This window comes from Streptomyces sp. NBC_01214, from assembly GCF_026340975.1.
Lineage (GTDB): Bacteria > Actinomycetota > Actinomycetes > Streptomycetales > Streptomycetaceae > Streptomyces.
The window spans coordinates 12379-37108 of the sequence record NZ_JAPEOS010000002.1 but is presented as its reverse complement, the minus strand read 5'-3'; the positions used below and the strand labels follow the sequence as shown (position 1 = coordinate 37108).

Annotated in this window: 18 protein-coding genes, 1 tRNA gene and 1 pseudogene; 2 read left to right on the top strand and 18 right to left on the bottom strand. The window is 72.5% G+C overall.

The window, feature by feature from the left end:
- Positions 1 to 25 precede the first annotated feature (25 nt).
- The gene (locus tag OG594_RS24830) at positions 26 to 1240 is read left to right on the top strand and encodes an IS110 family transposase (RefSeq protein ID WP_266603309.1); all 1215 of its coding nucleotides are present in this window, start codon (positions 26 to 28) and stop codon (positions 1238 to 1240) included.
- 117 nt (positions 1241 to 1357) lie between these two features.
- Here the strand turns inward: OG594_RS24830 and OG594_RS24825 are convergent, their stop codons facing one another.
- The 12 genes from OG594_RS24825 to bldG form a co-directional block, all read right to left on the bottom strand.
- Entirely contained in the window at positions 1358 to 1582 is a 225-nt protein-coding gene (locus OG594_RS24825; protein ID WP_266603307.1) for a hypothetical protein, read from the bottom strand.
- A 656-nt stretch (positions 1583 to 2238) separates the two neighbouring features.
- Positions 2239 to 2312, bottom strand: a tRNA-Thr gene (locus OG594_RS24820).
- Between the two features lie 153 nt (positions 2313 to 2465).
- On the bottom strand, positions 2466 to 2696 hold the full coding sequence (locus tag OG594_RS24815; RefSeq protein ID WP_266603305.1) for a hypothetical protein: 231 nt from the start codon (positions 2694 to 2696) through the stop codon (positions 2466 to 2468).
- 62 nt (positions 2697 to 2758) lie between these two features.
- Positions 2759 to 4327 (bottom strand): alpha/beta hydrolase, encoded by a 1569-nt coding sequence (locus OG594_RS24810; RefSeq protein ID WP_266603303.1) that lies wholly within the window; start codon positions 4325 to 4327, stop codon positions 2759 to 2761.
- Between the two features lie 184 nt (positions 4328 to 4511).
- Entirely contained in the window at positions 4512 to 5723 is a 1212-nt protein-coding gene (locus OG594_RS24805; RefSeq protein WP_266603301.1) for a DNA polymerase III subunit delta', read from the bottom strand.
- A gap of 72 nt (positions 5724 to 5795) precedes the next feature.
- Positions 5796 to 9068: a dTMP kinase gene (gene tmk / locus OG594_RS24800; RefSeq protein ID WP_266603299.1), complete on the bottom strand. Its 3273-nt coding sequence runs from the start codon at positions 9066 to 9068 to the stop codon at positions 5796 to 5798.
- Positions 9069 to 9267: 199 nt separating this feature from the next.
- A complete protein-coding gene (topA, locus tag OG594_RS24795) occupies positions 9268 to 12084 on the bottom strand; it encodes a type I DNA topoisomerase (protein WP_266603297.1) in 2817 nt (938 codons plus the stop codon).
- 611 nt (positions 12085 to 12695) lie between these two features.
- Positions 12696 to 14219 (bottom strand): methyltransferase, encoded by a 1524-nt coding sequence (locus OG594_RS24790; protein WP_266603295.1) that lies wholly within the window; start codon positions 14217 to 14219, stop codon positions 12696 to 12698.
- Between the two features lie 148 nt (positions 14220 to 14367).
- Entirely contained in the window at positions 14368 to 14937 is a 570-nt protein-coding gene (locus OG594_RS24785; RefSeq protein WP_266603293.1) for a small secreted protein, read from the bottom strand.
- 164 nt (positions 14938 to 15101) lie between these two features.
- Complete coding sequence (locus tag OG594_RS24780) at positions 15102 to 17504, bottom strand: sodium-translocating pyrophosphatase (protein WP_266603291.1); 2403 nt, start codon at positions 17502 to 17504, stop codon at positions 15102 to 15104.
- 267 nt (positions 17505 to 17771) lie between these two features.
- Entirely contained in the window at positions 17772 to 18212 is a 441-nt protein-coding gene (locus OG594_RS24775; RefSeq protein WP_030009988.1) for an ATP-binding protein, read from the bottom strand.
- Between the two features lie 122 nt (positions 18213 to 18334).
- Complete coding sequence (bldG, locus tag OG594_RS24770) at positions 18335 to 18676, bottom strand: anti-sigma factor antagonist BldG (protein ID WP_008743037.1); 342 nt, start codon at positions 18674 to 18676, stop codon at positions 18335 to 18337.
- A 70-nt stretch (positions 18677 to 18746) separates the two neighbouring features.
- On the opposite strand from bldG, the gene OG594_RS24765 reads away from it, so the two are divergent.
- Entirely contained in the window at positions 18747 to 21254 is a 2508-nt protein-coding gene (locus OG594_RS24765; RefSeq protein WP_266603288.1) for a DEAD/DEAH box helicase, read from the top strand.
- Between the two features lie 46 nt (positions 21255 to 21300).
- Here the strand turns inward: OG594_RS24765 and OG594_RS24760 are convergent, their stop codons facing one another.
- From OG594_RS24760 to OG594_RS24735, 6 genes and pseudogenes are all read right to left on the bottom strand, one after another.
- The gene (locus OG594_RS24760; protein WP_266603286.1) at positions 21301 to 21657 is read right to left on the bottom strand and encodes an Rv3654c family TadE-like protein; all 357 of its coding nucleotides are present in this window, start codon (positions 21655 to 21657) and stop codon (positions 21301 to 21303) included.
- Positions 21654 to 22040: a TadE family type IV pilus minor pilin gene (locus OG594_RS24755; protein WP_266603284.1), complete on the bottom strand. Its 387-nt coding sequence runs from the start codon at positions 22038 to 22040 to the stop codon at positions 21654 to 21656. The genes OG594_RS24760 and OG594_RS24755 overlap by 4 nt, the downstream gene beginning before the upstream one ends.
- A complete protein-coding gene (locus OG594_RS24750; RefSeq protein WP_266603282.1) occupies positions 22027 to 22224 on the bottom strand; it encodes a DUF4244 domain-containing protein in 198 nt (65 codons plus the stop codon). Before OG594_RS24750 ends, OG594_RS24755 begins: the two co-directional genes overlap by 14 nt.
- A 49-nt stretch (positions 22225 to 22273) precedes the next feature.
- On the bottom strand, positions 22274 to 23050 hold the full coding sequence (locus OG594_RS24745) for a type II secretion system F family protein (RefSeq protein WP_266603280.1): 777 nt from the start codon (positions 23048 to 23050) through the stop codon (positions 22274 to 22276).
- Positions 23050 to 23934, bottom strand: coding sequence for a type II secretion system F family protein (locus tag OG594_RS24740; RefSeq protein ID WP_266603278.1), 885 nt, complete (start codon positions 23932 to 23934; stop codon positions 23050 to 23052). Before OG594_RS24740 ends, OG594_RS24745 begins: the two co-directional genes overlap by 1 nt.
- Positions 23931 to 24362, bottom strand: a pseudogene (locus tag OG594_RS24735) (ATPase, T2SS/T4P/T4SS family); the annotation flags it as partial. The gene OG594_RS24740 and the pseudogene OG594_RS24735, both read right to left, overlap by 4 nt.
- Between the last annotated feature and the right edge of the window lie 368 nt (positions 24363 to 24730).

Here is a 24730-nt window from a genome sequence, read left to right as displayed (position 1 = left end):
CGGTCAACCACCCGGGAGGGGTGCGATGTTAGACACCGGCGATGTGGGCGTCTTCCTGGGTATGGACGTCGGCAAGACAGCTCACCACGGCCACGGACTGACGCCGGCGGGCAAGAAAGTCTTCGACAAGCCGATGCCCAACAGCGAACCGAAACTGCGGGCCGTCTTCGACAAGCTGACCGCGAAGTTCGGCACGGTGCTGGTGATCGTGGACCAGCCGGCCTCGATCGGTGCTCTGCCCCTGACCGTCGCCCGGGACGCGGGCTGCCAGGTCGCCTACCTGCCCGGACTGGCCATGCGACGGATCGCCGACCTCTACCCGGGAGAGGCGAAAACCGACGCGAAGGACGCCGCGGTCATCGCGGACGCCGCCCGCACCATGCCCCACACCTTGCGTTCGCTGGAGCTGACCGACGAGATCACCGCCGAGCTCACGGTGCTGACCGGCTTCGATCAGGACCTCGCCGCAGAAGCCACCCGCACCTCCAACCGGATACGGGGCCTGCTCACCCAGTTCCACCCGTCGCTGGAGCGCGTGCTCGGCCCGCGACTGGACCACCGGGCCGTCACCTGGCTCCTCGAGCGATACGGATCCCCGGCCGCACTGCGCAAGGCCGGCCGCCGCAGACTCGTCGAACTCATCCGACCCAAGGCCCCGCGGATGGCACAGAGGCTGATCGACGAGGTCTTCGACGCTCTCGACGAGCAGACCGTCATCGTTCCAGGCACGGGCACCCTCGACATCGTGATCCCGTCCCTGGCCGCCTCGCTCGCCGCGGTCCATGACCAGCGCCGGGCAATGGAAACCCAGATCAGCACCCTGCTGGAGGCCCACCCTCTTCACCCGGTCCTGACCTCGATGCCGGGAGTCGGAGTCAGGACCGCCGCAGTCCTGCTGGTCACCGTCGGCGACGGCACCGGCTTTCCCAGTGCCGCCCACCTCGCCTCCTACGCGGGCCTCGCCCCCACCACCAAGTCGTCGGGCACCTCGATCCACGGCGAACACGCACCCCGCGGCGGAAACCGGCAGCTCAAACGGGCCATGTTCCTCTCCGCCTTCGCCTGCATGAACGCCGACCCGGCTTCACGCACCTACTACGACCGGCAAAGAGCCCGCGGCAAGACCCACACCCAGGCACTCCTGCGGCTCGCCCGCCAACGCATCAGCGTCCTGTTTGCCATGCTCCGCGACGGCACCTTCTACGAGTCCAGAACCTCAACCGTCACCCTCGCCGCATGACCACCCCAAACAGCCTCACACCCGGCACCACGTCCTTGACGAAGGACATAGAGGCACCCCCCCGGCGGCGGGCACCGTCCGCCGCCGGGGGGCCGCGCGAGTCGGTACGCCGAACGGCTACTTGGCCGCTCGGGTCCACTCGATCAGCTTCTGCATTACTTGAATCAGCGCATCGTGGCGTGACGGAGGAAGGAAGATCCAGGCAAGCCACGCGGGAGCGAGCAGCACGGACACCAGGATGAGCGGGATCAGGCGAAGCGCTGCCAGCAAGTGCCTGGGACTCAGAAGGTCGATGACGGACACCACAGATCGGCCCTTTCCGGATCGGCTGTGGAAGTCCACGACGCGCACCCTCACACGAAGACCCCTGGGCACGGCGGAAACACCACAGCACACTGATCGCCGGTCTCGGCGACGAGTACGTCCACCTGCGCTTCGGGCGCGGTCATAGCTGGAGTGCATTCATCCGGAGCTGCGTGCAGCCCGGCATCTCCCGCTCCTGCCCCTACTTGACCAGGTGGGCTGTGTGTTCTGTCGTGTGCATCCCCCAATTCGGCGTCCACGGGGCTTTCCCCTGTGTGAGACCCATCACCAGGCTAGCGCGCGACCCGCGTCGTCAACAAGCCTCCGCGACGGAGGTGCAGGAGGCACGCCGAGGAGACAACTCTGGCTGGAGCGAACCGATTTGAAGGCCAGGGCCCGCGCCCGTTCAAGGACGGGCGACCGCACCCTCGGACCGCACCGACGTGAAGACCGCACCCCGCAGTACTCCTCGCCGGGAGCAGCGCGGGCCGGGCAGGAGGTCGACCCCGGATCGAGCAGGCGCTGCGGGCCGAGCCCGATCGATCTGACGGGCAGGCCACCCTCGCAGGCGCTCAGCCGGACGGGCACGCAATGGGCACGCACGAGGGCAAGAAGATCATCGCGCTCCGCCCCCGATCGGCCCGGGCATAGCAAAAGCCCCGGGTCACGGCGAGTGATTCCCGGGGCTTCGCTTGAGCCGCCTTCGGGATTCGAACCCGAGACCTACGCATTACGAGTGCGTTGCTCTGGCCAACTGAGCTAAGGCGGCACCGCTGGTCAGACAAGTGTTCCCTCGAAGAGGGGCGCTCATCAGCAGCGGCGCCAAGTCTACAGGGTCTGGACGGGTGCCCCGAACCAGGTTTCGCAGCGACGCGACGTAGGTCACAGATCGGGGCGATCACCTCATAACCGGCACGTTTCGCTACCGAGCCGGACGTGGGTCCCGCAGGTGCACCGGGGTCCGCTCGGGAAGCCGGAGCCGCTCACCGTCCGTGCGCCACAGGGACCCGGGATCGGACGGGAACTCCTGCGTCGGCGGGGCCGGCCGGTGGAACCGCTCCGTGCGCGCCAGCGGCACCTCCACCAGCGCCCCGTCGTGGAACATCCACGGGCCGGAGCAGTCGTCGTCCTCGGCGTGGATCACGACCTGCACGCACTTCGGGTCGACACCGTCCGCGGCCCGCCGGGAGCAAGCCGCCTACCGGTGCGGCGGCCTCAGCACTTCTTGCCGTCCTGCGGGACCTTGCCCTCCAGGAGGTAGCGGTTGATCGCGGTGTCGATGCAGGTGCTGCCGCGCCCGTACGCGGTGTGGCCGTCGCCGTCGTAGGTGAGGAGCGTGCCCGAGTCGAGTTGGCCGGCCAGCGCCTTGGCCCACTTGTACGGGGTCGCCGGGTCGCGCGTGGTGCCCACCACCACGATCGGTGCGGCGCCCTTCGCGGTCAGCTCCCTCGCCTTGCCGGTGGCCTTCACGGGCCAGTACGTGCAGTTCAGCGCGGCCCAGGCCAAGCCCGCGCCGAAGACCGGGGAGGCCTTCTCGAAGGACGGCAGGGCGGTGTCGACGGCCTCGGGGCCGCTGAAGGCCGGGGGCTGGTCGAGGCAGTTGACGGCGGCGTTCGCGAACATCAGGTTGGCGTACTTGCCGTCCGCCTCGCGCTCGTAATAGGAATCGGCCAGGCTCAGCAGGCCCGACCCGTCGCCGTTCATCGCCGAGCTGAGCGCCTCGCGCAGCTGCGGCCAGGCGCTCTCGTCGTACAGCGCCGCGATCACCCCGGTCGTCGCCAGGGCCTCGCCCAGCGGGCGGTCCGGGTCGCCGCTCGCCACGGGCTGGGCGTCGACCTTGCGGAAGAAGTCCTTCAGGCGCGCCTCCACCGCGTTCGGGTCGCCCTTGCCGAGCGGGCAGTCGGGCTGCTTCGCGCAGTCCTTGGCGAAGGCGGTGAAGGCCGTGTTGAAGCCCTCCGTCTGGTCCCGGTTCAGTTCGAGCGCGGGCCGGGCGGGGTCCATCGCCCCGTCCAGGACCAGCCGGCCGACCCGGCCCGGGAAGAGGTCCGCGTACGTGGCGCCCAGGAAGGTGCCGTACGAGGCCCCGACGTAGTTGAGCTTCTCGTCCCCGAGCAGCGCGCGCAGCAGGTCCATGTCCCGGGCGGCGTCGACGGTGGAGACGTGCGGCAGGACCCGCCCGGAATTCGTCTGGCAGGCGGCCGCGAACTCCTTGAAGGCCTTCACCAGCTCGGCCCGCTCGGCCGGGTCGTCCGGCGTCTGGTCCACCTGTGTGTACTTGTCCATGGCCGGGCCGCTCAGGCACTCGACGGGGCTGCTGCGTTCCACCCCGCGCGGATCGAAGGACACCATGTCGTACTGGGCCCGGACGGCCGCGGGATAGCCGATGCCCGCGTACGCCTGGAGGTAGCCGATGCCGGAGCCGCCCGGGCCGCCCGGGTTGACCACGAGCGAGCCGAGGCGCTTGCCGGGACCGGTGGCCGTACGGCGCGACACCGCGATGTCGACGTCCTGGCCGGATCCGGGGTTCGCATAGTCCAGGGGGGCCTTCATGGTGGAGCACTGGAATCCGGGGACACCGCAGTCGCGCCAGGTCAGCTTCTGCGCGTAGTACGGGCGCAGCGCGGCCGCGTCGGGGGACGGCTGCGCCGCGGCCGTGGCGGACTCCGGTGGGGAGGACGCGGCGGCCCGGGGCTCCCCCGGCCCGCCCGAGGTGCAGCCGGAGAGCAGCAGCCCGGCAGCTGCGATCACGGTTCCGGTGGTGCGCAGCAGGCGACTGGTGTCCATCTCCGGAGCCTACGTCTTACCGGAGGACGTCAGCAGGCGGTCCGGGACCGGACGGCCGCACGCCTTCCGTGGTCCGTGCCGGGACCGGCACGGACCGGCCGCTACCCAGCCCCCACGACCGGTTCGCCCGCACGGGTGAGCCAGTCAACCGGGTGTGGACCACCCCCCGGCTGCCCGGACGCGGTCAGCCCGCGCGCAGGGCCATCGTCATCGCCTCGACCGCGAGGAGCGGGGCGACATTGCGGTCGAGGGAATCCCGGCAGGCGATGATCGCCTCGATCCGGCGCAGGGTCCGCTCGGGGCCCGAGGCGCGGGCGACCCGGTCCAGGTCGGGCCGTATCTCCTCGTTCGCGATGGCCACGGACGAGCCGAGCTGCAGGGCCAGGACGTCCCGGTAGAAGCTGGTGAGGTCGGTCAGCGCCAGTTCGAGGGTGTCGCGCTGGGTGCGGGTGCGACGGCGCTTCTGCCGGTCCTCCAGCTCCTTCATCACGCCCGCCGTGCCGCGCGGCATCCGGCTGCCGGCGCCCGCTGAGGCGCCGAGCGCGGTCCTCAGCTCCTCGGTCTCCTTGGCGTCGACCTCCTCCGCGACCTGCTTGGCGTCCTCGGCGGCGGCGTCCACCAGCTCCTGGGCGGCCTTGAGGCAGGCCCCGACGTCGTCCACCCGGAGCGGGAGCTTCAGGACCGTCGCCCTGCGCTCCCGGGCCGCCTCGTCGGTGGCCAGCCGACGGGCGCGGTCGACGTGCCCCTGGGTGACCCGGGCGGCCGCCAGGGCCGCCGTCGGCTCGACGCCGTCGCGCCGCACCAGCATGTCGGCGACGGCGGCGACCGAGGGAGTGCTGAGGTTGAGGTGGCGGCAGCGGGAGCGGATGGTCGGAAGCACGTCCTCCACGGAGGGCGAGCACAGCATCCAGACCGTGCGGGGCGCGGGCTCCTCCACGGCCTTGAGGACCGCATTGGCGGACTTCTCGTTCAGCCGCTCGGCGTCCTCGACCAGGATGACCTGCCAGCGGCCGGTGGCCGGGGACGTGTAGGACTTGCGGACGGTGTCCCGCATGTCGTCGACGAGGATCTGGCTGCCGACCGCGACGACGGTGGAGACGTCCGCGTGCGTGCCGACCATCGTGGTGTGGCAGCCGTCGCAGAACCCGCAGCCGGGCTCACCACCGAGGGCGCGGTCGGGGCTGGTGCACTGGAGGGCGGCGGCGAAGGCCCGGGCGGCGGCGGTCCGCCCGGATCCGGGCGGACCGGTGAACAGCCAGGCGTGGGTCATCTTGGACGCCGCGGGCGGCTCGGTCCCGGCCGTGATGGCCGTGACCAGCGCGTCGGCGTCGCGAGCGGCGGCGGCCAGCTGCGCCCGGACCCGCTCCTGTCCCACCAGGTCGTCCCATACGGGCATCCCGCCCACCACCTTTCACTCTCCGTGCACCCATTGTGGCGGGCGGCACTGACAATCCCGTCCCCGTCGAGGTCAGCGGCGGCGGCGCGGTCCCCGGTCGCCCTCGTCGCCGTCCTCGTCGTCCCGGTGGCGACCCAGCAGTTCGTCCGCCAGCGTCGGCAGGTCGTCCAGCGGGGTCTCCTCGGCCCAGTCCGGGCGCGGCCGGCGCGGCCGGCCCTCGTCGTCGACGACGGGGAGCTCCCGCGTCCGGTCGTTGCCGGAGTCCCGGAAGATGCCCGACGGCACCCGGTCGGCCGGGTTCTCCTCGGGGCGCTGGGCCGTCGGCCGCGTGGCGGACCGGGCGCGCCCGGTACCACTGTCCTGCGGCGCCTGCGGGGACTGCGGCGCCTGCGGGGCGGCCGGACGCACGGGCGGCAGCACCGCGGTCTCGTCGACCGGACGCACCGGCGGCAGCACCGCCGTCTCGGCGGCGGAGGCCGGATCGATCTTCGGCACCGGGACGGTCTGGGTGACGTCGTCCGGCTGGACGACCCGCTTGACCGGCTTGGCCTCCGGGGCCACCGGAGTCGCCGGGACCACCGGGGTCTCCACCGTCACCGCGTCGCCCGGGTGGGGCTCCGGCTCCGGCTCCGGCTTCTTGGTCATGCCGACCTTCGGCGCAGGCGCAGGGGCGGGGGCGGGGGCGGGCGCAGGGGCAGGCGCGGGAGCCACCGGGGCGACCGCAGCAGCCTCCGCGGCCGCCACGGCCGCGGCAGCCGCCGCCTTGGCCGCCGACTCCGCCGCCACCAGCCGACGCGCCTCCTCGGCCTTCAGCAGGGCCTCCTCGGCCCGCCGCTGCTTCTCCAGCCGCCGTTCCTCGGCCTCGGCCCGCAGCCGGGCCTCCTCCTCGGCCTGCCGGCGCAGCCGCTCGGCCTCCGCCGCGCGCGCCTTCTCCTCGGCCTCCAGGCGCAGCCGCTCGGCCTCGGCCCGGGCCCGGGCCTCCTCCTCGGCCCGCAGCCGCTCTTCCTCCGCCCTACGGGCGGCCTCCGCCTCGGCCTTGATCCGGGCTTCCTCGGCTTCCCGGGCCAGCCGGGCCTCTTCCTCGGCCCGCAGGCGCGCTTCCTCCGCCTTGCGGGCGGCCTCTTCCTCGGCCTTGCGCCGGGCCTCCTCCTCGGCGCGGCGCCGGGCCTCCGCCTGCGCGGCGACCTCGGCCTCAGAGAGCGGAAGCATCCGGTCGAGGCGGTGCCGTACGACGGTGGTCACCGACCCCGGGTCCTGGCCCGCGTCGACCACGAGGTAGCGGCCGGGGTCGGCCGCGGCGAGGGTCAGGAACCCGGACCGCACCCGCTCGTGGAACTCCGTCGGCTCCGACTCCAGCCGGTCCGGCGCCTCCGTGAACCGCTCGCGCGCCGCCTCCGGCGACACGTCGAGCAGCACGGTCAGGTTCGGGACGAGCCCGTCGGTGGCCCAGCGCGAAATCCTGGCGATCTCCGTCGGGGAGAGGTCACGGCCGGCGCCCTGGTAGGCCACCGAGGAGTCGATGTAGCGGTCCGAGATGACGACCGCGCCGCGCTCCAGGGCCGGGCGCACCACCGTGTCCACGTGTTCCGCCCGGTCGGCGGCGTACAGCAGTGCCTCGGCGCGGTTCGACAGACCGGCCGAAGAGATGTCGAGCAGGATCGAGCGGAGCCGCTTGCCGACGGGGGTCGCCCCGGGCTCCCGGGTCACCACGACCTCGTGGCCCTTGCCCCGTATCCAGTCGGCCAGCGCCTGGACCTGGGTGGACTTGCCGGCCCCGTCGCCGCCCTCCAGGGCGATGAAGAACCCGGTGGCGGACGCCGCCTGTGCGGGCTCCCCGCCGCGCAGCGCCTCGCGCAGGTCCCGCCGCAGGGGCACGCCCCGGCGGTCGTCGGCCTTGGTGAGCACCACCACGGCGACCGGCAGCAGCAGGGCGCCAACCAGCATCAGGGTGAAGGCGGCGCCGCCGTGTGCGAAGACGACCTCGGCGCCGGTCAGCCGGTGCGGGCCGATGGCCGCGGCCAGGACGGGCGCGGCGACGGCGCCGAGCGCCACGGCCACCCGCACGACCGCCTGGAGGTGCTCGGTGATCCGGGCCCGCCGGAACTCCTCGGTCTCCTGGTCCAGCAGGGTGTGGCCGGTGTTGGCCGCGACGCCCGCGGCGGTGCCGGCGAGCAGCGAGAGGAACAGCACGGTCGCCGTGTCGGGGACGAGCCCGGTCAGCAGCAGCGCGAGCCCGGTGACCGCGATGGCGAGGGCCAGCAGCCGGCGGCGGGACAGGGCGGGCAGCACCTTGCCGGCCTGGGTGGCGCGGATGCCGGCGGCGGTGCCGCCGACCAGCGCGAGGACGAACAGCGCGAAGGCTGCCGGGCCGCCGCCCAGGTCGAAGGCGTGCAGTACGGACACCGATACGGCGCAGGACACCGCTCCGGCGACCGCGGCGCAGCTCATGACGAGGAGGGGGATGGCGCCCGTACGGCCCTTGTCGGGCCGGTCGCCCGCCTTGGGGGTGCGCAGGCCCTCCAGCGGCGAACGCGGACGCGGGGTCGCCCCGCCGGGCAGCACCAGCGGCAGCAGCAGCGAGACCGAGGCGGCGAAGAGGCCGGAGGCCACGTACGAGCCGAGGGCGGCCTGGTTCGCGGCGAACCAGTCGATGCCGAGGCCGAGAGCCTTGCCGACCAGGGTCGCGGCGAGCAGCGCGGCCGCGGCGATCGGGAGCGCCGCGAAGGACGTGCGCAGGGTCAGCCGGCGCAGCGCGTCCAGGTGGTCCGGGAGCGGCCGTACGGTCGCCCCCTCCGGCGGCGGCGCGGGCAGCAGGGCGGGGGCCGCGCTCTCCTTGGCCAGGGTCCACACTCGCTCGGCGGCGCCGGAGACGAAGACGGTGGCCAGCAGCGCGATCAGCGCGTGGGCCGGGATCCAGTCGAGCCACAGCGGGGCGACGACGAAGAGCCCGAGGCGGACCCCGTCGGCCCCGATCATGGTCCAGCGGCGGTCCAGCTTGCCACCGGCGCCCAGCAGCCCGGCCAGCGGGCCGAGGAGGACCGCGCCGAAGAGCAGGGTGGCGAGGATCCGGACCCCGAAGACGGCGGCGACGGCGAGGGCCTGGCCGCGGTACCCGCCGCCGAAGCCCCCTTCCGAGGCCGCTGTCTGAAAGGCCAGCAGCACCAGCACCAGCAGGGCCAGGGCATCGCCGATGCCGCTCACCAACTGGGCGCTCCACAGCCGGCGCAGCCTGGGAGTGCGCAGCAGTGCGCGCACCGCACGCTCGCGGGAATCCGCGGCTAGGGCTTCGTCGTAGGTGGGATTCGCCGGGGCGGTCACGACCGCCGGCTGCTCGGCTCGCGTCATCCGCCCAGCCTATCCGCTGCACTATGCGGGTGCGGAAGCCTGTGGACGAGGCCGGGTGTGACCCCGGACCCACCTTCCGGGGCTCCGCCCCGGGCCCGGACCCCGAGGAGCGCCCAGGGTCCGGGTGCGGCGCCGTTGCGGGGGCGCTGCCCCCGAGCCCCCGCGCCTCGAACGCCGGCGGGGCTGATGGTGCGAGCGACTACTCGTCCGCGGCCGGCGCGGCGGCCGTCTTCTTGGTCGCCGCCTTCTTCGCCACGGTCTTCTTCGCGGTCGTCTTCTTGGCCGCCGTCGTCTTCTTCGCGGCAGCGGCCTTCGTCGCCGTCGCCTTCTTCGCCGGGGCCTTCTTGGCGGGGGCCTTCTTCGCCACCTTCTTGGCCGGGCCCTTCGCCCGCTTCTCCGCGAGCAGCTCGTAGCCCCGCTCCGGCGTGATCGTCTCGACGTCGTCGTCCCGCCGCAGCGTCGCGTTCGTCTCGCCGTCCGTCACGTACGGCCCGAAGCGGCCGTCCTTGACCACCACCGGCTTCTCGCTGACCGGGTCGGTGCCCAGTTCCTTCAGCGGCGGCTTGGCCGCGGCCCGGCCCCGCTGCTTGGGCTGCGCGTAGATCGCGAGCGCCTCGTCCAGCGTGATCGAGAAGAGCTGGTCCTCGGTCTCCAGCGACCGCGAGTCCGTGCCCTTCTTCAGGTACGGGCCGTAGCGGCCGTTCTGGGCCGTGATCTCCACGCCCTCCGCGTCCGCGCCGACCACGCGCGGCAGCGACATCAGCTTCAGTGCCTCGTCGAGGGTGACCGTGTCCAAGTTCATGGACTTGAAGAGCGAGGCCGTCCGCGGCTTGACCGCGTTCTTGCCCGTCTTCGGGGTGCCCTCGGGAAGGATCTCCGTCACGTACGGCCCGTAGCGACCGTCCTTGGCGACGATCTCGTTCCCGCTGACCGGGTCCTTGCCGAGCTGGAACTCGCCGCTCGGCTTGGCGAACAGCTCCTCCGCGTACGCGACCGTCAGCTCGTCCGGAGCCATGTCGTCCGGGACGTCGGCCCGCTGGTGGCCCTCCGCGTCCTTCTCGCCGCGCTCCACGTACGGCCCGTAGCGGCCGACGCGCAGCACGATGCCCTCGCCGACCGGGAAGGAGGAGATCTCCCTGGCGTCGATCGCGCCGAGGTCCGTGACCAGCTCCTTCAGGCCGCCGAGGTGGTCCCCCTCGGCCGGCACGACCTCGGTCGCGTCCTCCGAGCCGAAGTAGAACCGCTTCAGCCACGGCACGGACTGGGCCTCGCCCCGCGCGATGCGGTCGAGGTCGTCCTCCATCTTCGCGGTGAAGTCGTAGTCGACGAGCCGCCCGAAGTGCGTCTCCAGCAGGTTCACCACGGCGAACGACAGGAAGGACGGCACCAGCGCCGTGCCCTTCTTGAAGACGTAGCCGCGGTCGAGGATCGTGCCGATGATCGACGCGTACGTCGACGGACGGCCGATCTCGCGCTCTTCGAGCTCCTTGACCAGCGAGGCCTCGGTGTAGCGGGCCGGCGGCTTGGTCGAGTGCCCGTCCGCCGTGATCTCCTCGGCCGCGAGCGCGTCGCCCTCCGCGACCTGCGGCAGGCGCTTCTCGCGGTCGTCGAGCTCGGCGTTCGGGTCGTCCGCGCCCTCGACGTAGGCCTTCATGAAGCCGTGGAAGGTGATCGTCTTGCCGGAGGCGGTGAACTCGGCGTCGCGTCCGTCCGAGGCGCGACCGCCGATCTTCACGGTGACGCTGTTGCCGACCGCGTCCTTCATCTGGGAGGCGACGGTCCGCTTCCAGATCAGCTCGTACAGGCGGAACTGGTCGCCGGTCAGACCCGTCTCGGCCGGGGTGCGGAAACGATCACCCGAAGGACGGATCGCCTCGTGCGCCTCCTGCGCGTTCTTGACCTTGCCGGCGTAGACGCGCGGCTTCTCCGGCAGGTAGTCGGCCCCGTACAGCTGGGTGACCTGCGCCCGCGCCGCCGACACCGCGGTGTCGGACAGCGTGGTGGAGTCGGTACGCATGTAGGTGATGAAGCCGTTCTCGTACAGCTTCTGCGCCACCTGCATCGTCGCCTTCGCACCGAAGCCCAGCTTGCGCGAGGCCTCCTGCTGGAGCGTCGTCGTACGGAAGGGGGCGTACGGGGAACGGCGGTACGGCTTGGACTCGACCGACCGGACGGCGAACGAGGTGTCCGCCAGCGCGGCGGCGAGCGCCCGGGCGTTCGCCTCGTCGAGGTGCAGCACCTCGCTCTTGAGCTGCCCGTTCGAGCCGAAGTCGCGGCCCTGCGCCACACGCTTGCCGTCCACCGTGTTCAGGCGGGCGACCAGCGTCGAGGGGTCGGAGGCGTCACCGGCCCGGCCGGTGGAGAAGGTGCCGGTCAGGTCCCAGTACTCGGCGGAACGGAAGGCGATGCGCTCGCGCTCCCGCTCGACGACGAGACGCGTGGCCACCGACTGGACGCGCCCGGCCGACAGCCGCGGCATGACCTTCTTCCACAGGACCGGCGAGACCTCGTAGCCGTAGAGGCGGTCGAGGATGCGGCGGGTCTCCTGGGCGTCGACCATGCGCTGGTTCAGCTCGCGCGGGTTGGCGACGGCGTCGCGGATCGCGTCCTTGGTGATCTCGTGGAAGACCATCCGGTGGACGGGGACCTTGGGCTTGAGGACTTCCTGCAGGTGCCACGCGATGGCTTCGCCCTCGCGGTCCTCATCGGTGGCGAGGAAGAGTTCGTCGGACTCGGCCAGCAGCTCCTTGAGCTTCCTGACCTGGGCCTTCTTGTCCGCGTTGACGACGTAGATCGGCTGGAAGTCGTGCTCGACGTCCACACCGAGGCGGCGGACCTCACCGGTGTACTTGTCGGGAACCTCGGCCGCGCCGTTCGGGAGGTCGCGGATGTGCCCGACGCTCGCCTCGACGACGTATCCGGGGCCGAGGTAGCCCTTGATCGTCTTCGCCTTGGCTGGGGACTCGACGATGACGAGTCGGCGGCCGCCCTTTGCGGTCTCGCTAGTCGGGGACAACTTGGCTCTTCTCTCCGGTCGGCACTCGGTCGCAGTACGGCGACGCTGCGGAGTGTGACGGTACAACCCGCCCCCGTGTCAAACGGCAGAAGCCCGCAACGGCCACTCGAACGGTAACCCGACAAGTGCCGTTTCTGCCGCCCGGATGCCGCGCCGGGGCGTTCCCGATCACCGGGCAGGGTGGCCCGGGGGCCGTCTGGCCGCGCCTTCGTGCCTGGTCCCGGGCCTGCTGCGACCTCGGCTTTCCGGACCGGATCCGCGGCCGCGTCCCGGTCCGCCCGGGTCCCTCGATCTCGGTGCCGGAGCCGCGCGGGGCGCCCCGGTCCCAGGGCCTTGACGGCCCCGTCGAGGAGCCCGGCCGGCGCTTCGACCGAGACGGGGCGCGCGCCCTGCGCCACCAGTGCACGGTGGAAGAGCACGCGCCTCCGCCAGGCCTGCCGAGCGGCCCCGAACAGCGGGAACACGGCCGCCGCGAAGATCGCCGGACCGTGTTCCGCGCCGATTCCCCTTGCCCCCGGGCTGCTCTCGGGATCCCCCCGGATCCCCCTGTGCAGGAGACTCGCAGCCCTGTGGATACGGCAGGCGAACCTCGGGTTACATTCCGGGGTCGACTACTGCGCGGGGCCCGCCACGGGGTCCAGGAAGCCCTGCTCGACCAGCAGCCGGATGGCCTCCGGAGTGCGGTCCCGCAGCACGATCGGGTCCTCCTGGACCAGCTGCGCGATCGCGTCCAGGATCCGGCCCGCGCTCAGTGAGCCGTCACACACTCCGGCGAAGCCGGCGCCGACCGTGTCGACCTTGGTGGCGCGCCGCATTCCGCGGTTCTGCCGGAGCACGACGTGTTCCGGATCCTCCGCGCCGGGCGCGCCGACCTGCTCCTGGACCACTTCCTCGGCCAGCGCGAAGTGGGCCTCCAGCAGGGCCGCGTCGTCGTGCTGCCGCAGGTAGTCCTGGCGCGCGAAGTGGGCCAGGACGGTCTCGCCGAGCGGCTGCTCCACCGTGTGGGGCCACTCCTCGACCACGATCGAGGGCTCTGCCGCGTCCGTCCTGCGCAAGGTGATCCATCCGAAGCCGACCGACTTGGTCCCGCGGGCCTCGAACTCGTCCAGCCAGTCCTCGTACCGCTGCGTGTACTCGGCGGGGTCCGTCCGGTGGTCGCCCGCGTCGCGCAGCCACAGTTCCGCGTACTGCGTCACGTCCTGCACGTCGCGCTGCACGATCCAGGCGTCGCAGCCGCGCGGCACCCAGGAGCGCAGCCGGTCGCGCCAGTCCTCGCCCTCGACGTGCTGCCAGTTGCCGAGGAACTGGGCGTACCCGCCCGGGTTGAGCCGCGCGCCGGCCTCCTGGACCAGGGTCCGGCACAGGTCGTCGCCGCCCATACCGCCGTCCCGGTACGTCAGCCGGGCCCCGGGGGAGATCACGAACGGCGGGTTCGACACGATGAGGTCGTACGTGGCCTCGCCGACCGGCTCGAACAGCGACCCGGCGAGCAGCTCGGCCTCCGGGGCCCCGGACAGGGCCAGCGTCAAACGGGTGAATTCCAGGGCCCTGGGGTTGACGTCGGTGGCGGTGACCCGGGTGGCGTGCCGGGACGCGTGCAGCGCCTGGATTCCGGATCCGGTGCCGACGTCGAGGGCGGAGCCGACCGGGGTGCGGACGGTGATCCCGGCCAAGGTGGTGGAGGCGCCGCCGACGCCGAGGACCACGCCCTCCTCGCGGCTGCCGATCCCGCCGGCCCCGCCGACGGAGCAGCCGAGGTCGGAGACGATGAACCAGTCCTCGCCGTCCGGGCCGCCGTACGGGCGTACGTCGACGGTGGCGTGTACCTCATCGCCCTCCAGCCGCAGCCAGCCGTCGGCCAGCGCCGCCTCGATGGGCAGCGCCTCCGCGGCGTGCACGTACGGCTCCGGCTGCTGGAGCAGGAACAGCCGGACCAGGCTCGCGAGCGCTCCGTCGCCCGGGCCACGGGTGGCGCGCAGGGCGGGGACGGTCTCGCTGCGGGCCAGCGCGGCGTAGGCGGGGGCGCCGAGCAGGTCGAGCAGCCCGTCGGCGGTGAATCCGGCGGCGAGCAGGGCGGCGCGGAGCTCGGGGGCGCGTTCGGGCTTGGGGAGGCTGGTGGTACTCACGCGTCCCATTGTGTCCGCTGGGACCCGTCCTGCCGATCACACCGGGCCGCGAACGCAAAAGGGCGGCCGCGGCCCCTTCCGGGACCCCGACCGCCCTGAGCGACGTACCGCGCGCAGCACCGCCCGCGCGGGCCGGCCGTGCTGGTGACCGACCGTGCTACTGGCCGGACGCCGGCGCCGCCGCGACCTGGCAGCCCTTCTGGCTGTTGATCGCCGGGCCGAGGCCGCCCGCCTTGAGCGTGGCGAGGGCGTCCTGGCCGCCCTTCGTCACGTCCTTGAGCCCGCCCGCGACCTCCTTGAGGCCGTCGGCGAACTTCGTCTTGTCCTGGGGGTCGAGGGCGTCCGTCTTCGTCTTCAGGTCGGCGTAGCCCGTGGAGGTCGTCTCGAAGCCCTTGGCAGCCGCCTCCTGGGTCGCGGAGCCGTTCTTGACCGGCGGAACGCCCGCCGATCGCAGGGCGTCCGCCATCGCCTTGTACGACTCGGTCATGGTCGCGAACGCCGCCGAGTCGGTCTTCTGGACCTCGTCGGGCTTGCTGCTCTCCGAGGCGACCCGCTTGATCTCGACGTTGGCGGCTTCGATCTTCTGGATCTGAGGCTGCCACTGGTCACAGACCTTCTTGGCCCATGAGCTGGCCTTCTGGTCAGTATCGTCCCCGCCGCCGCATCCGGACAGGACGAGCATCAGTGCCGCACCGCCCGACAACGCGGCCGCAATCTTCTTGTTCACCGGATTGGTCCCTTCGAAGGCTCTCGGCCCGGAAGATACACGCCCGCCCTGCGCAGACGCACAAAGGCGGACAGACGGCGCGTGAGTCCGCGCCGCCCATCCGCCTTTCGGGCGTACCGGCCGGCCCTGCCCGGCCCTACCCGTACCGCTGACCGGACCTCGGGTCAGGAGACCGTCGCGGGGTCGGCCGGCTGGGCCACCCGCTCGGCGGCTCCGCCCTCGGGCTCGTCGCCGACGGCGATGCCGCGGCGCTTGGAGATGTACACCGCGACGATGATCACCCCGATCGAGAGGACCGCGACGATCGCCCGCACGATCGGGCTGCTGTCCCCGCCGTAGCTGAACTGCACGACCGCGGGTGCGATCAGCAGCGCCACCAGGTTCATGACCTTGAGCAGGGGGTTGATCGCCGGTCCGGCGGTGTCCTTGAACGGGTCGCCGACCGTGTCGCCGATGACGACCGCGGCGTGCGCCTCGCTGCCCTTGCCGCCGTGGTGGCCGTCCTCGACGAGCTTCTTCGCGTTGTCCCACGCGCCACCGGAGTTGGCGAGGAAGACCGCCATCAGGGTGCCCGTACCGATGGCACCGGCGAGGAAGGAGCCGAGCGCGCCCACGCCGAGGGAGAAGCCCACGGCGATGGGGGTGAGCACGGCGAGCAGGCCGGGCGTGGCGAGCTCGCGCAGCGCGTCCTTGGTGCAGATGTCCACGACGCGCCCGTACTCGGGCTTCTCGCTGTAGTCCATGATCCCGGGGTGCTCGCGGAACTGGCGGCGCACCTCGTAGACGACGGCGCCCGCGGAGCGGGATACGGCGTTGATGGCGAGGCCGGAGAACAGGAACACGACGGCCGCGCCCAGGATCAACCCGACGAGGTTGTTGGGCTGTGCGATGTCCAGGCTGAGGTTCATCTCCCCGGCCTTGGCGCCGACTTCCTTGACCGCGGTGGCGATCGCGTCGTTGTACGAGCCGAAGAGCGCCGCCGCGGCGAGCACCGCCGTGGCGATGGCGATGCCCTTGGTGATGGCCTTCGTGGTGTTGCCCACGGCGTCCAGGTCGGTCAGGACCTGCGCACCGGCGCCCTCGACGTCGCCGGACATCTCGGCGATGCCCTGGGCGTTGTCGGAGACGGGCCCGAAGGTGTCCATGGCGACGATGACGCCGACGGTGGTGAGCAGGCCGGTGCCGGCCAGGGCCACCGCGAAGAGCGCGAGCAGGATCGACGTGCCGCCGAGCAGGAACGCGCCGTAGACGCCGAGGCCGATGAGCAGGGCCGTGTAGACGGCGGACTCCAGGCCCACCGAGATTCCGGCGAGGACGACGGTGGCCGCGCCGGTCAGGGAGGACTTGCCGATGTCCCGGACGGGGCGCCGGTTGGTCTCGGTGAAGTAGCCGGTCAGCTGCTGGATCAGGGCCGCGAGCACGATGCCGATGGCGACGGCGACGACGGCCAGGATCCGCGGGTCACCGGTGTGGTTGGTGATCGCCGGGTTCTCGACGCCGACGAGCTCCTTGTAGGTGGCCGGCAGGTAGGCGTAGACCGCGATCGCGACCAGCACCAGGGAGATCACGGCGGAGATGAAGAACCCGCGGTTGATGGCCGTCATGCCGCTGCGGTCGCTGCGGCGCGGGGAGACTGCGAAGATGCCGATCATCGCGGTGATGACGCCGATCGCGGGCACGATCAGCGGGAAGGCGAGGCCCAGGTCGCCGAAGGCGGCCTTGCCGAGGATGAGCGCGGCCACCAGGGTGACGGCGTAGGACTCGAAGAGGTCGGCCGCCATTCCGGCGCAGTCTCCGACGTTGTCGCCCACGTTGTCGGCGATGGTCGCGGCATTGCGCGGGTCGTCCTCCGGAATGCCCTGCTCGACCTTGCCGACCAGGTCGGCGCCGACGTCGGCGGCCTTGGTGAAGATTCCGCCGCCCACGCGCATGAACATCGCGATCAGGGCGGCGCCGAGACCGAAGCCCTCCAGGACCTTGGGGGCGTCGGCGGCGTAGACCAGGACGACGCAGGAGGCGCCGAAGAGGCCGAGGCCGACGGTGAACATGCCGACGACGCCGCCCGTCCGGAAGGCGATCTTCATCGCCTTGTGGGAGACCTCGGTCAGGTCCTTGGCGGGCTCCCCCTCGGCCGGGGTGGCCTCGCGTGCGGCAGCGGCGACACGGACGTTGGCGCGGACCGCCAGGCGCATGCCGATGTAGCCGGTGGCGGCCGAGAAGATGGCGCCCACGAGGAAGAAGGCGGAGCGCCCGCCCCGCTGCGTCCAGTCGTCGGCGGGGAGCAGGAAGAGCAGGAAGAAGACCACGACGGCGAAGATGCCGAGCGTGCGCAGCTGGCGCCCGAGGTAGGCGTTGGCGCCTTCCTGGACGGCTGCGGCGATCTTCTTCATGCTGTCGGTTCCCTCGTCGGCGGCGAGGACCTGGCGGACCAGGATCTGCGCGACGACGAGTGCGGCGAGTGCCACGGCCGCAATGACGATCACGATGAGCCGATTGTCATCGGTAAGTACTGCGGCTGCCAGATCTGTGGTGCGATCGGGCGCGATAGGGGTGAAGAGCCCCGTCATTCGTCCTCCTTGACGTGATGAGCTCAAGATGTGGACGGATTGTAGGGAGCGCGCCCCGATCAAAACAGTGCGCAGGAAACGCAATTGGCGTGCTCTCGCTCCTCAGCAATAGATCGCGTCACTCCATTACCCTCGAAAGTAGTAATGGGACAAAGGCATTGACGCCTCATCATCGATCTAGGGAAAAGGAAAAGGCCCTGCTCAGCAGGGCCTTGATAAAGATCCGAAGATACGAAGGATTGCGCGCGGAGTGGATGACCCCGGGCGTCAGGGAAGCTCGGAAACTCCGGAGACGGGCCAGCTCATCCGGATGGTCCCGCCCGATTCCCCGCTGCTCACCTCGACGTCGTCGACGAGCCCGCTGATCACCGCGAGACCCATCTCGTCCTCGGTCTCGCCCTCGGACTCCAGGACGGCGGTGATGCCGGACACCGCATCGGCCGCGCTGCCGGACGGCCCGGGGACCTCGTCGCCGACCTCGATGGAGAACGTCTTGTCCTCCTCGGTCAGCACCACCCGTACGGGCGCGGTCAGTCCGTTGCTCCGATGGAGTCCGACGGCGCGCGAACAGGCCTCGCCCACGGCGAGGCGGACCTCGTCGAGGACGGCGTCGTCCACGCCGACCCGGCGCGCCACGGCGGCCGCGACCAGGCGGGCCGTCCGGACGTGTTCGGGCTGGGCGCTGAAGCGCAGTTCAACGGTGGCCATGCGCATCCCCCTCGGACTACGGGCGTGCCTTGACAGGGGCCCGGGCCAACCATGGCCCGGTACCCCCGCTCTCCTTGTCGGCTCCCTGCCGCCCGAAGGCCGCAGGGGGCCGCGCGGAGCCGTCAGTCGGTGGCGTTGACTGCGTCTTCCACCGTGGTGTGGATCGGAAACACCTTGGTCAGACCGGTGATGCGGAAGATCTTCAGGATGCGCTCCTGGTTGCACACCAGACGGAGCGAGCCCTCGTGCGCACGGACGCGCTTGAGACCTCCCACCAGCACACCAAGGCCGGTGGAGTCGAGGAAGTCCACCCGCTCCATGTCGACAACCAGGTGGTAGCTGCCGTCGTTCACCAACTCGACCAACTGCTCGCGCAGCTTGGGCGCGGTATACACATCAATCTCGCCACCGACCTCCACGACCGTACGGTCGCCGACAGTGCGAGTCGACAGGGACAGGTCCACGGATCCTCCAGCACCTTGCTATCGAGCGACGCCCCCTCACCCGAAGGTAGGCGAGGGATTGGCTGCCGCGATGGCATTCAATCACTTACCGGCAGGCGCGCACGACGCCTTCGGACCATTGTCCCGCACGCCGGTGACACACTCGGTTCCGATGGCCAACACTCACGGTCCCGGACGGCCCACGGCACCCATGGACCCACGACCCACCCCCGACACGGTCCTGGACCGCCTGTCACGGGGGCCTTCCCGTGCTGCGCGCATCACTCATACGGAGCACTTGCCCCCTCGGGCGGGTCGTCATGCCGTCTGGCCGGACCGCATCCGAACAGACGTCGTAGCCGCGATCGGATCGGCCGGAATCGACCATCCGTGGGAACACCAGGCCGCGGCGGCCGAGCTCGCCCTCGACGGAACGTCCGTGGTCGTGGCCACCGGAACCGCCTCGGGCAAGTCCCTCGCCTACCTGGCGCCCGTGCTCTCCGCCCTCGCGGACGGCGCCGAGGCCCCGAACGGCCGGGGCGCGACCGCCCTGTACCTGGCCCCCACCAAGGCCCTGGCGGCCGACCAGCGGCGCGCCGTACGGGAACTGGCCGCCCCGCTGGGCAACGCCGTACGCCCCGCGGTCTACGACGGGGACACGCCCGTCGAGGAACGCGAGTGGGTGCGCCAGTACGCGAACTACGTCCTGACCAACCCCGACATGCTGCACCGCGGGATCCTCCCGGCCCACCCGCGCTGGTCCTCCTTCCTGCGGGCCCTGCGCTACGTCGTGATCGACGAGTGCCACACCTACCGCGGGGTCTTCGGCTCCCACGTGGCACAGGTACTACGCCGACTGCGGCGGCTGTGCGCCCGCTACGGCGCACAGCCCGTCTTCCTGCTGGCCTCCGCCACCGCGAGCGACCCGGCGGCGGCCGCGTCCCGGCTGACCGGCGTACGGGTGATCGAGATCACCGACGATGCCTCCCCGCGGGGCGAGGTGGTCTTCGCCCTCTGGGAGCCGCCGCTGCTCACCGAGCTGCGCGGCGAGAAGGGTGCGCCCGTACGCCGTACGGCCACCGCCGAGACGGCCGACCTGCTGACCGACCTGGTGGTCCAGGGGGTCCGGACGGTCGCCTTCGTCCGCTCCCGGCGCGGCGCCGAGCTGATCTCCGTGATCACCCAGGAACGGCTCGCGTCGGTCGACCGCTCCCTGGCCCGCCGGGTCGCCGCATACCGGGGCGGCTACCTCCCCGAGGAGCGCCGGGCCCTGGAGCGGGCCCTGCACTCCGGCGAGCTGCTCGGACTGGCCGCCACGACGGCCCTGGAGCTGGGTGTGGACGTCTCCGGCCTGGACGCCGTCCTCATCGCCGGCTACCCGGGTACGAGGGCCTCCCTGTGGCAGCAGGCGGGCCGCGCGGGGCGCTCGGGCCAGGGCGCCCTGGCCGTGCTGATCGCCCGGGACGACCCGCTGGACACCTACCTCGTCCACCACCCGGAGGCGCTGTTCCAGCGGCCGGTGGAGGCCACCGTCCTGGACCCCGACAACCCGTACGTCCTCGCCCCCCACCTGTGCGCGGCGGCGGCGGAGCTACCGCTGACCGACGCGGACCTGGAACTCTTCGGCCCGGCGACCGAGGACCTCCTTCCTCAGCTCGAAGCGGCGAAGCTGCTGCGCCGCCGGGCGACCGCCTGGCACTGGACCCGCCGGGAACGGGCCTCGGACCTGACCGACATCCGGGGTGGCGGCGGCCGCCCGGTGCAGATCGTCGAGGCTTCGACCGGCCGGCTGCTGGGCACGGTCGACGAGTCGGCGGCCCACACCGCCGTCCACGAGGGGGCCGTCCACCTCCACCAGGGCCGCACGTACCTCGTGAAGCACCTGGACCTGGAAGATTCGGCGGCCCTCGTCGAGCAGGCGGACCCGCCCTTCTCCACCACGGCCCGTGACACCACCTCCATCTCCGTCTTGGAGACCGAGACCGAGATCCCGTGGGGCTCGGCTCGGCTCTGCTTCGGCTCCGTCGAGGTCACCAACCAGGTCGTCTCCTATCTGCGCCGCAAGCTGATCACCGGCGAGGTGCTGGGCGAGGCCAAGCTCGACCTGCCGCCCCGCACCCTGCGCACCCGCGCCGTGTGGTGGACGGTGACCGAGGACCAGCTCGACGAGGCCCGGATCAACCCGGAGATCCTCGGCGGCGCCCTGCACGCCGCCGAGCACGCCTCCATCGGCATGCTCCCGCTGTTCGCCACCTGCGACCGCTGGGACATCGGCGGCGTCTCCGTGCCGCTGCATCCCGACACCCTCCTCCCCACGGTCTTCGTCTACGACGGCCATCCCGGCGGTGCCGGCTTCGCGGAGCGCGCCTTCAACACCGCCCGTGCCTGGCTGACGGCGACCCGCGACGCGATCGCGGCCTGCGAGTGCGAGTCCGGCTGCCCTTCCTGCATCCAGTCCCCCAAGTGCGGCAACGGCAACGAACCCCTGCACAAGCGCGGCGCCGTCCGCCTCCTGACGCGCCTCCTCTCCGAATCCCCGGCCACCCCGGCCACCTCGGGCACACCGCCCGCCGCACCCACCGAGCCCTCCGAGTCCTGACGGGACCCGACGCGGCCCCGTACCCGGGCCCAGGGCCCCCAGGGCCTCAGCCCGGCGGGCCGGGCGGGCGGGGCTGGCTTGGCGGGCCCGCCCGGGCCCGGATCACCGCGGTGAACGGGCCCGCGGCGATCCGGGCGGTGACCTCGGCGACCTCGCCCCGGAGCAGGCACCCGCCGAGCGACGCGCCCTGCGCCCGGGCCACCCGCAGGGCCGCCCCGCACGCCGTCTCCGGCCCGTGGGCCCAGGTGGCCGCCGCCGCGAGCGCCGCCAGGTCGGCGGCCGCCGCCGCCCGGTGGCGGGCCACGACGGCCTGGCCGAGCAGCAGCACCCCGCCGAACACCGCACCCAGCACCGTCGCCACCAGCGCCGCCCAGACCGTGGCCGAACCCCGGTCCCGGCTCACGGCGGCGGCCCCACGCTGTCCTCCGCCAGGGCCACCGCCTGCGCGCCGAGCCGTACCGGCAGCCCGCCCGGCCCGGGCGCCTTCGCCGCCACCCGGACCCGCCAGAGGTCGCCCGTCCGCTCCAGCTCCACCCGCGCCCCCGGTGGGGCGGCCTCCCGGGCCGCCGCCTCCGCCACCTCCACCGGCTCCGACCTGGCCGCCGCCCGGGCTCCGGCCCGGGCCGCGTCCACACACCGGATCTGCGCGGCCGCCGCCATCAGGGCCCACACGAGCAGCGCCGCGAACAGCACCAGCGCCGGAATCACCAGGGCGGCCTCCACCGTCACATATCCCCGGTCCGACTTTCCCCGGACGCCCCGTGACGCACTCTCAGAACGGCACATCGAGCGCCTTTCCGATGGTCGACTGAAGGGCCGTGGCGACGACTTCACTCGTCACCACCTTGTAGAGGACGGCCGCGAATGCGCAGGCCGCGATCGTGCCCATCGCGTATTCCGACGTGGACATCCCCTTGTCGCCCCCGTGCGCCCTCATCGCCGTCCGCACACGAAACCAGATGATCCTCATGACACCCTCCTGTGAATTTTCGCTGTTGCTGCTTGTGACCCATGCGACTTCAGGTGTTCGAGAGAAGTCCCGAGGCCATACCGATCACCACCGGAGCGACCCCGATCGCGAGAAAAGCGGGGAGGAAACACAGCCCCACCGGTGCGGTGACGAGGACCGCCGCCCGCTGCGCCCGCGCTCCCGCCGTCCGGGCCCGGTCCTCCCGGAGCCCGGCCGCGAGCCGGGAAACCGGCTCCGCGGCGGGCGCGCCCGTCCGCGCGGCCCGTTCGAGGCACTCCGCGAGCGCCCGGGCGCCCGGTATCTCCGCCAACCTCCCCCACCCGGCGCCCGGTTCGCCGCCGAGCCGCAGCTCCGCCCCGGCCCTCGCCAGCCGGTCGCCCACCGGGCCGCCCAACGACTCCCCCACCACCTCTGCCGCCTCCACCGGGCCCGCCCCGGCCGCCAGGCACGCGGCCAACAGGTCGGCGGCGAAAGGCAACTGACGCTCCGCCTCCCGTGGATCCACTCCGGCCGGGGGCCGCGCCCTGGCCTGCCACTGCCGCACACCGAACGCGGCCAGGACGCCGACAGCCACCCCCATCACCCCGCCCACGAGCACCCAACCCGCGAGCAGCGCCCCGGCCGGCCCGGCCCACGCGGCCACCACACCCCTCAGCGCGGCGCCGAACACCGGCCCCCGGAGCCCGGGTCCGGTTCCCCACAGGGCCGCGGCCCTGCGTCCGGCCGCCCGTGTCCGCAAGCGCGCCGTGACCGCCGACACCAGCCACAGCGCGACCACGGCCAAGCAGGCGGCGATCCCCAGCCTGTGGACGACGAAGCCGCCCATCACCGCTCCCCCGCTCGGACGATCCGCCGGCACCACAGCAGCCCGAGCGCCTCCAGCACCCCGCCGGCCAGCAGGCAACCCCACCCCATCGGCGTGTGCAGCAGCACCCGCAGCGGATCCGCGCCCAGCCCGGTGCCGATCAGCAGACCCACCAGCGGCAGCAGGGCGAGCACCAGCACCGTCGACCGCGCCCCCGCCAACTGGGCCCGCAGCGACTCCTGCCGGTCCCGCTCGGCGCGCAGGGCCCCCTCCAGCCGTTCCAGTCCGGCGGCCAGCCCCGCACCGCCGTCCACGGACACCCGCCAGCAGGCCGCCATCCCGGCCAGCCCTTCCGCCCCGGGCTCCCGCGCCGCCTGGCGCAGCGCACCGGGCACGTCCCCGCCGAAGGCCGCGGCGGCCAGCACGCCCGTCTCCGCCGCACCCGGCCCGCCGGGGCCGACGGCCGTCCTGCGCATGGCGGCCGTCAGCGCCTGCCCGGGCTGAGCTCCCGCCCGCAGTTCTCCCACCACCGCCCCGCACAGGGCCACCACCTCGGCGGCCCGCGCCGCCCGGGCCCGCTCCCGCGCCCGTACCCGCAGCCACCGGCGCACCAGCGGCACCGCCGTCGCCCCCGCCAGCAGCGGGATCACCGACCCGCCGAGCACCGCCACCAGCAGCCCCGCCGCGAGGCAGACCCACTCCCGCCACCGGGCCGCCCGCACCCGTACGGCGATCAGCAGCCGCTCCCGACGCAGCGGACCGACCGGAACCATCGGACCGACCCCGGCGAGCACGACCTGGGCCCGCCGGGCCCCCCGGTCGCCGCCGGCCAGCCCCCAGGCGGCCGCCCCGGCGCACAGCACTCCGGCGAACAGCGGCACCGGCAGCCCCGCCCCCGCGCTCACCGGACGCCTCGCAGCAGCGGGCGGAGCCGTTCCCAGCCCCGCTCCCGTACGAAGCCCCGGGCGGCCCAGCGCAGCGCCGGCACGGTGACCACCAGTCCTGCGGCGTCCCGCTCCAACACGTGCACCTCGGCCAGTCGGCGCCGTCCCTCACGGTCCCGGACCAGATGCAGCACCAGGGTCAGCGCCGCCGCCAACTGGCTGTGCAGGGCCGCCCGGTCGAGCCCGGCGGCCGTCCCGAGCGCCTCCAGCCGGGCGGGGACATGGGCCGCGGCATTGGCGTGGACCGTCCCGCAACCCCCCTCGTGCCCGGTGTTCAGGGCGGCGAGCAGGTCCGCCACCTCGGCGCCCCGCACCTCGCCCACCACCAGCCGGTCGGGCCGCATCCGCAGCGCCTGGCGGACCAGGTCCGCCAGGGTGACCAGACCCGCCTTAGGAACAGTTCGACTGTCTCAGCCGCTGAACTGTCTCACCTGGGCGTCAGCGACGGGGTATGCACGCGGCCCTGCTTCAGAGGCCAAGGTGTCTCAACGATCCGGGCGATCCATTGCCGATTTTTTACCATCTCGGCCGGGGAGTCCCCGCCAACCTCGACCAGTCAGGCGACATCTGCGCCATGCCATCTGCCGGGTGCTTGAAGTTCAAGAGATTCCGGATGAACTTGCACCCGAGAGCATCCCCGGAAGCGTCACGGAGCGGAAGGCCACCGCGGCGGCCGATGTGGACGAACCTGGCCAACCATTGATCCGAAACAGTGTGAAACCGGCGAGTGAGCTCGGATGATCCAGCCAGCGCCACT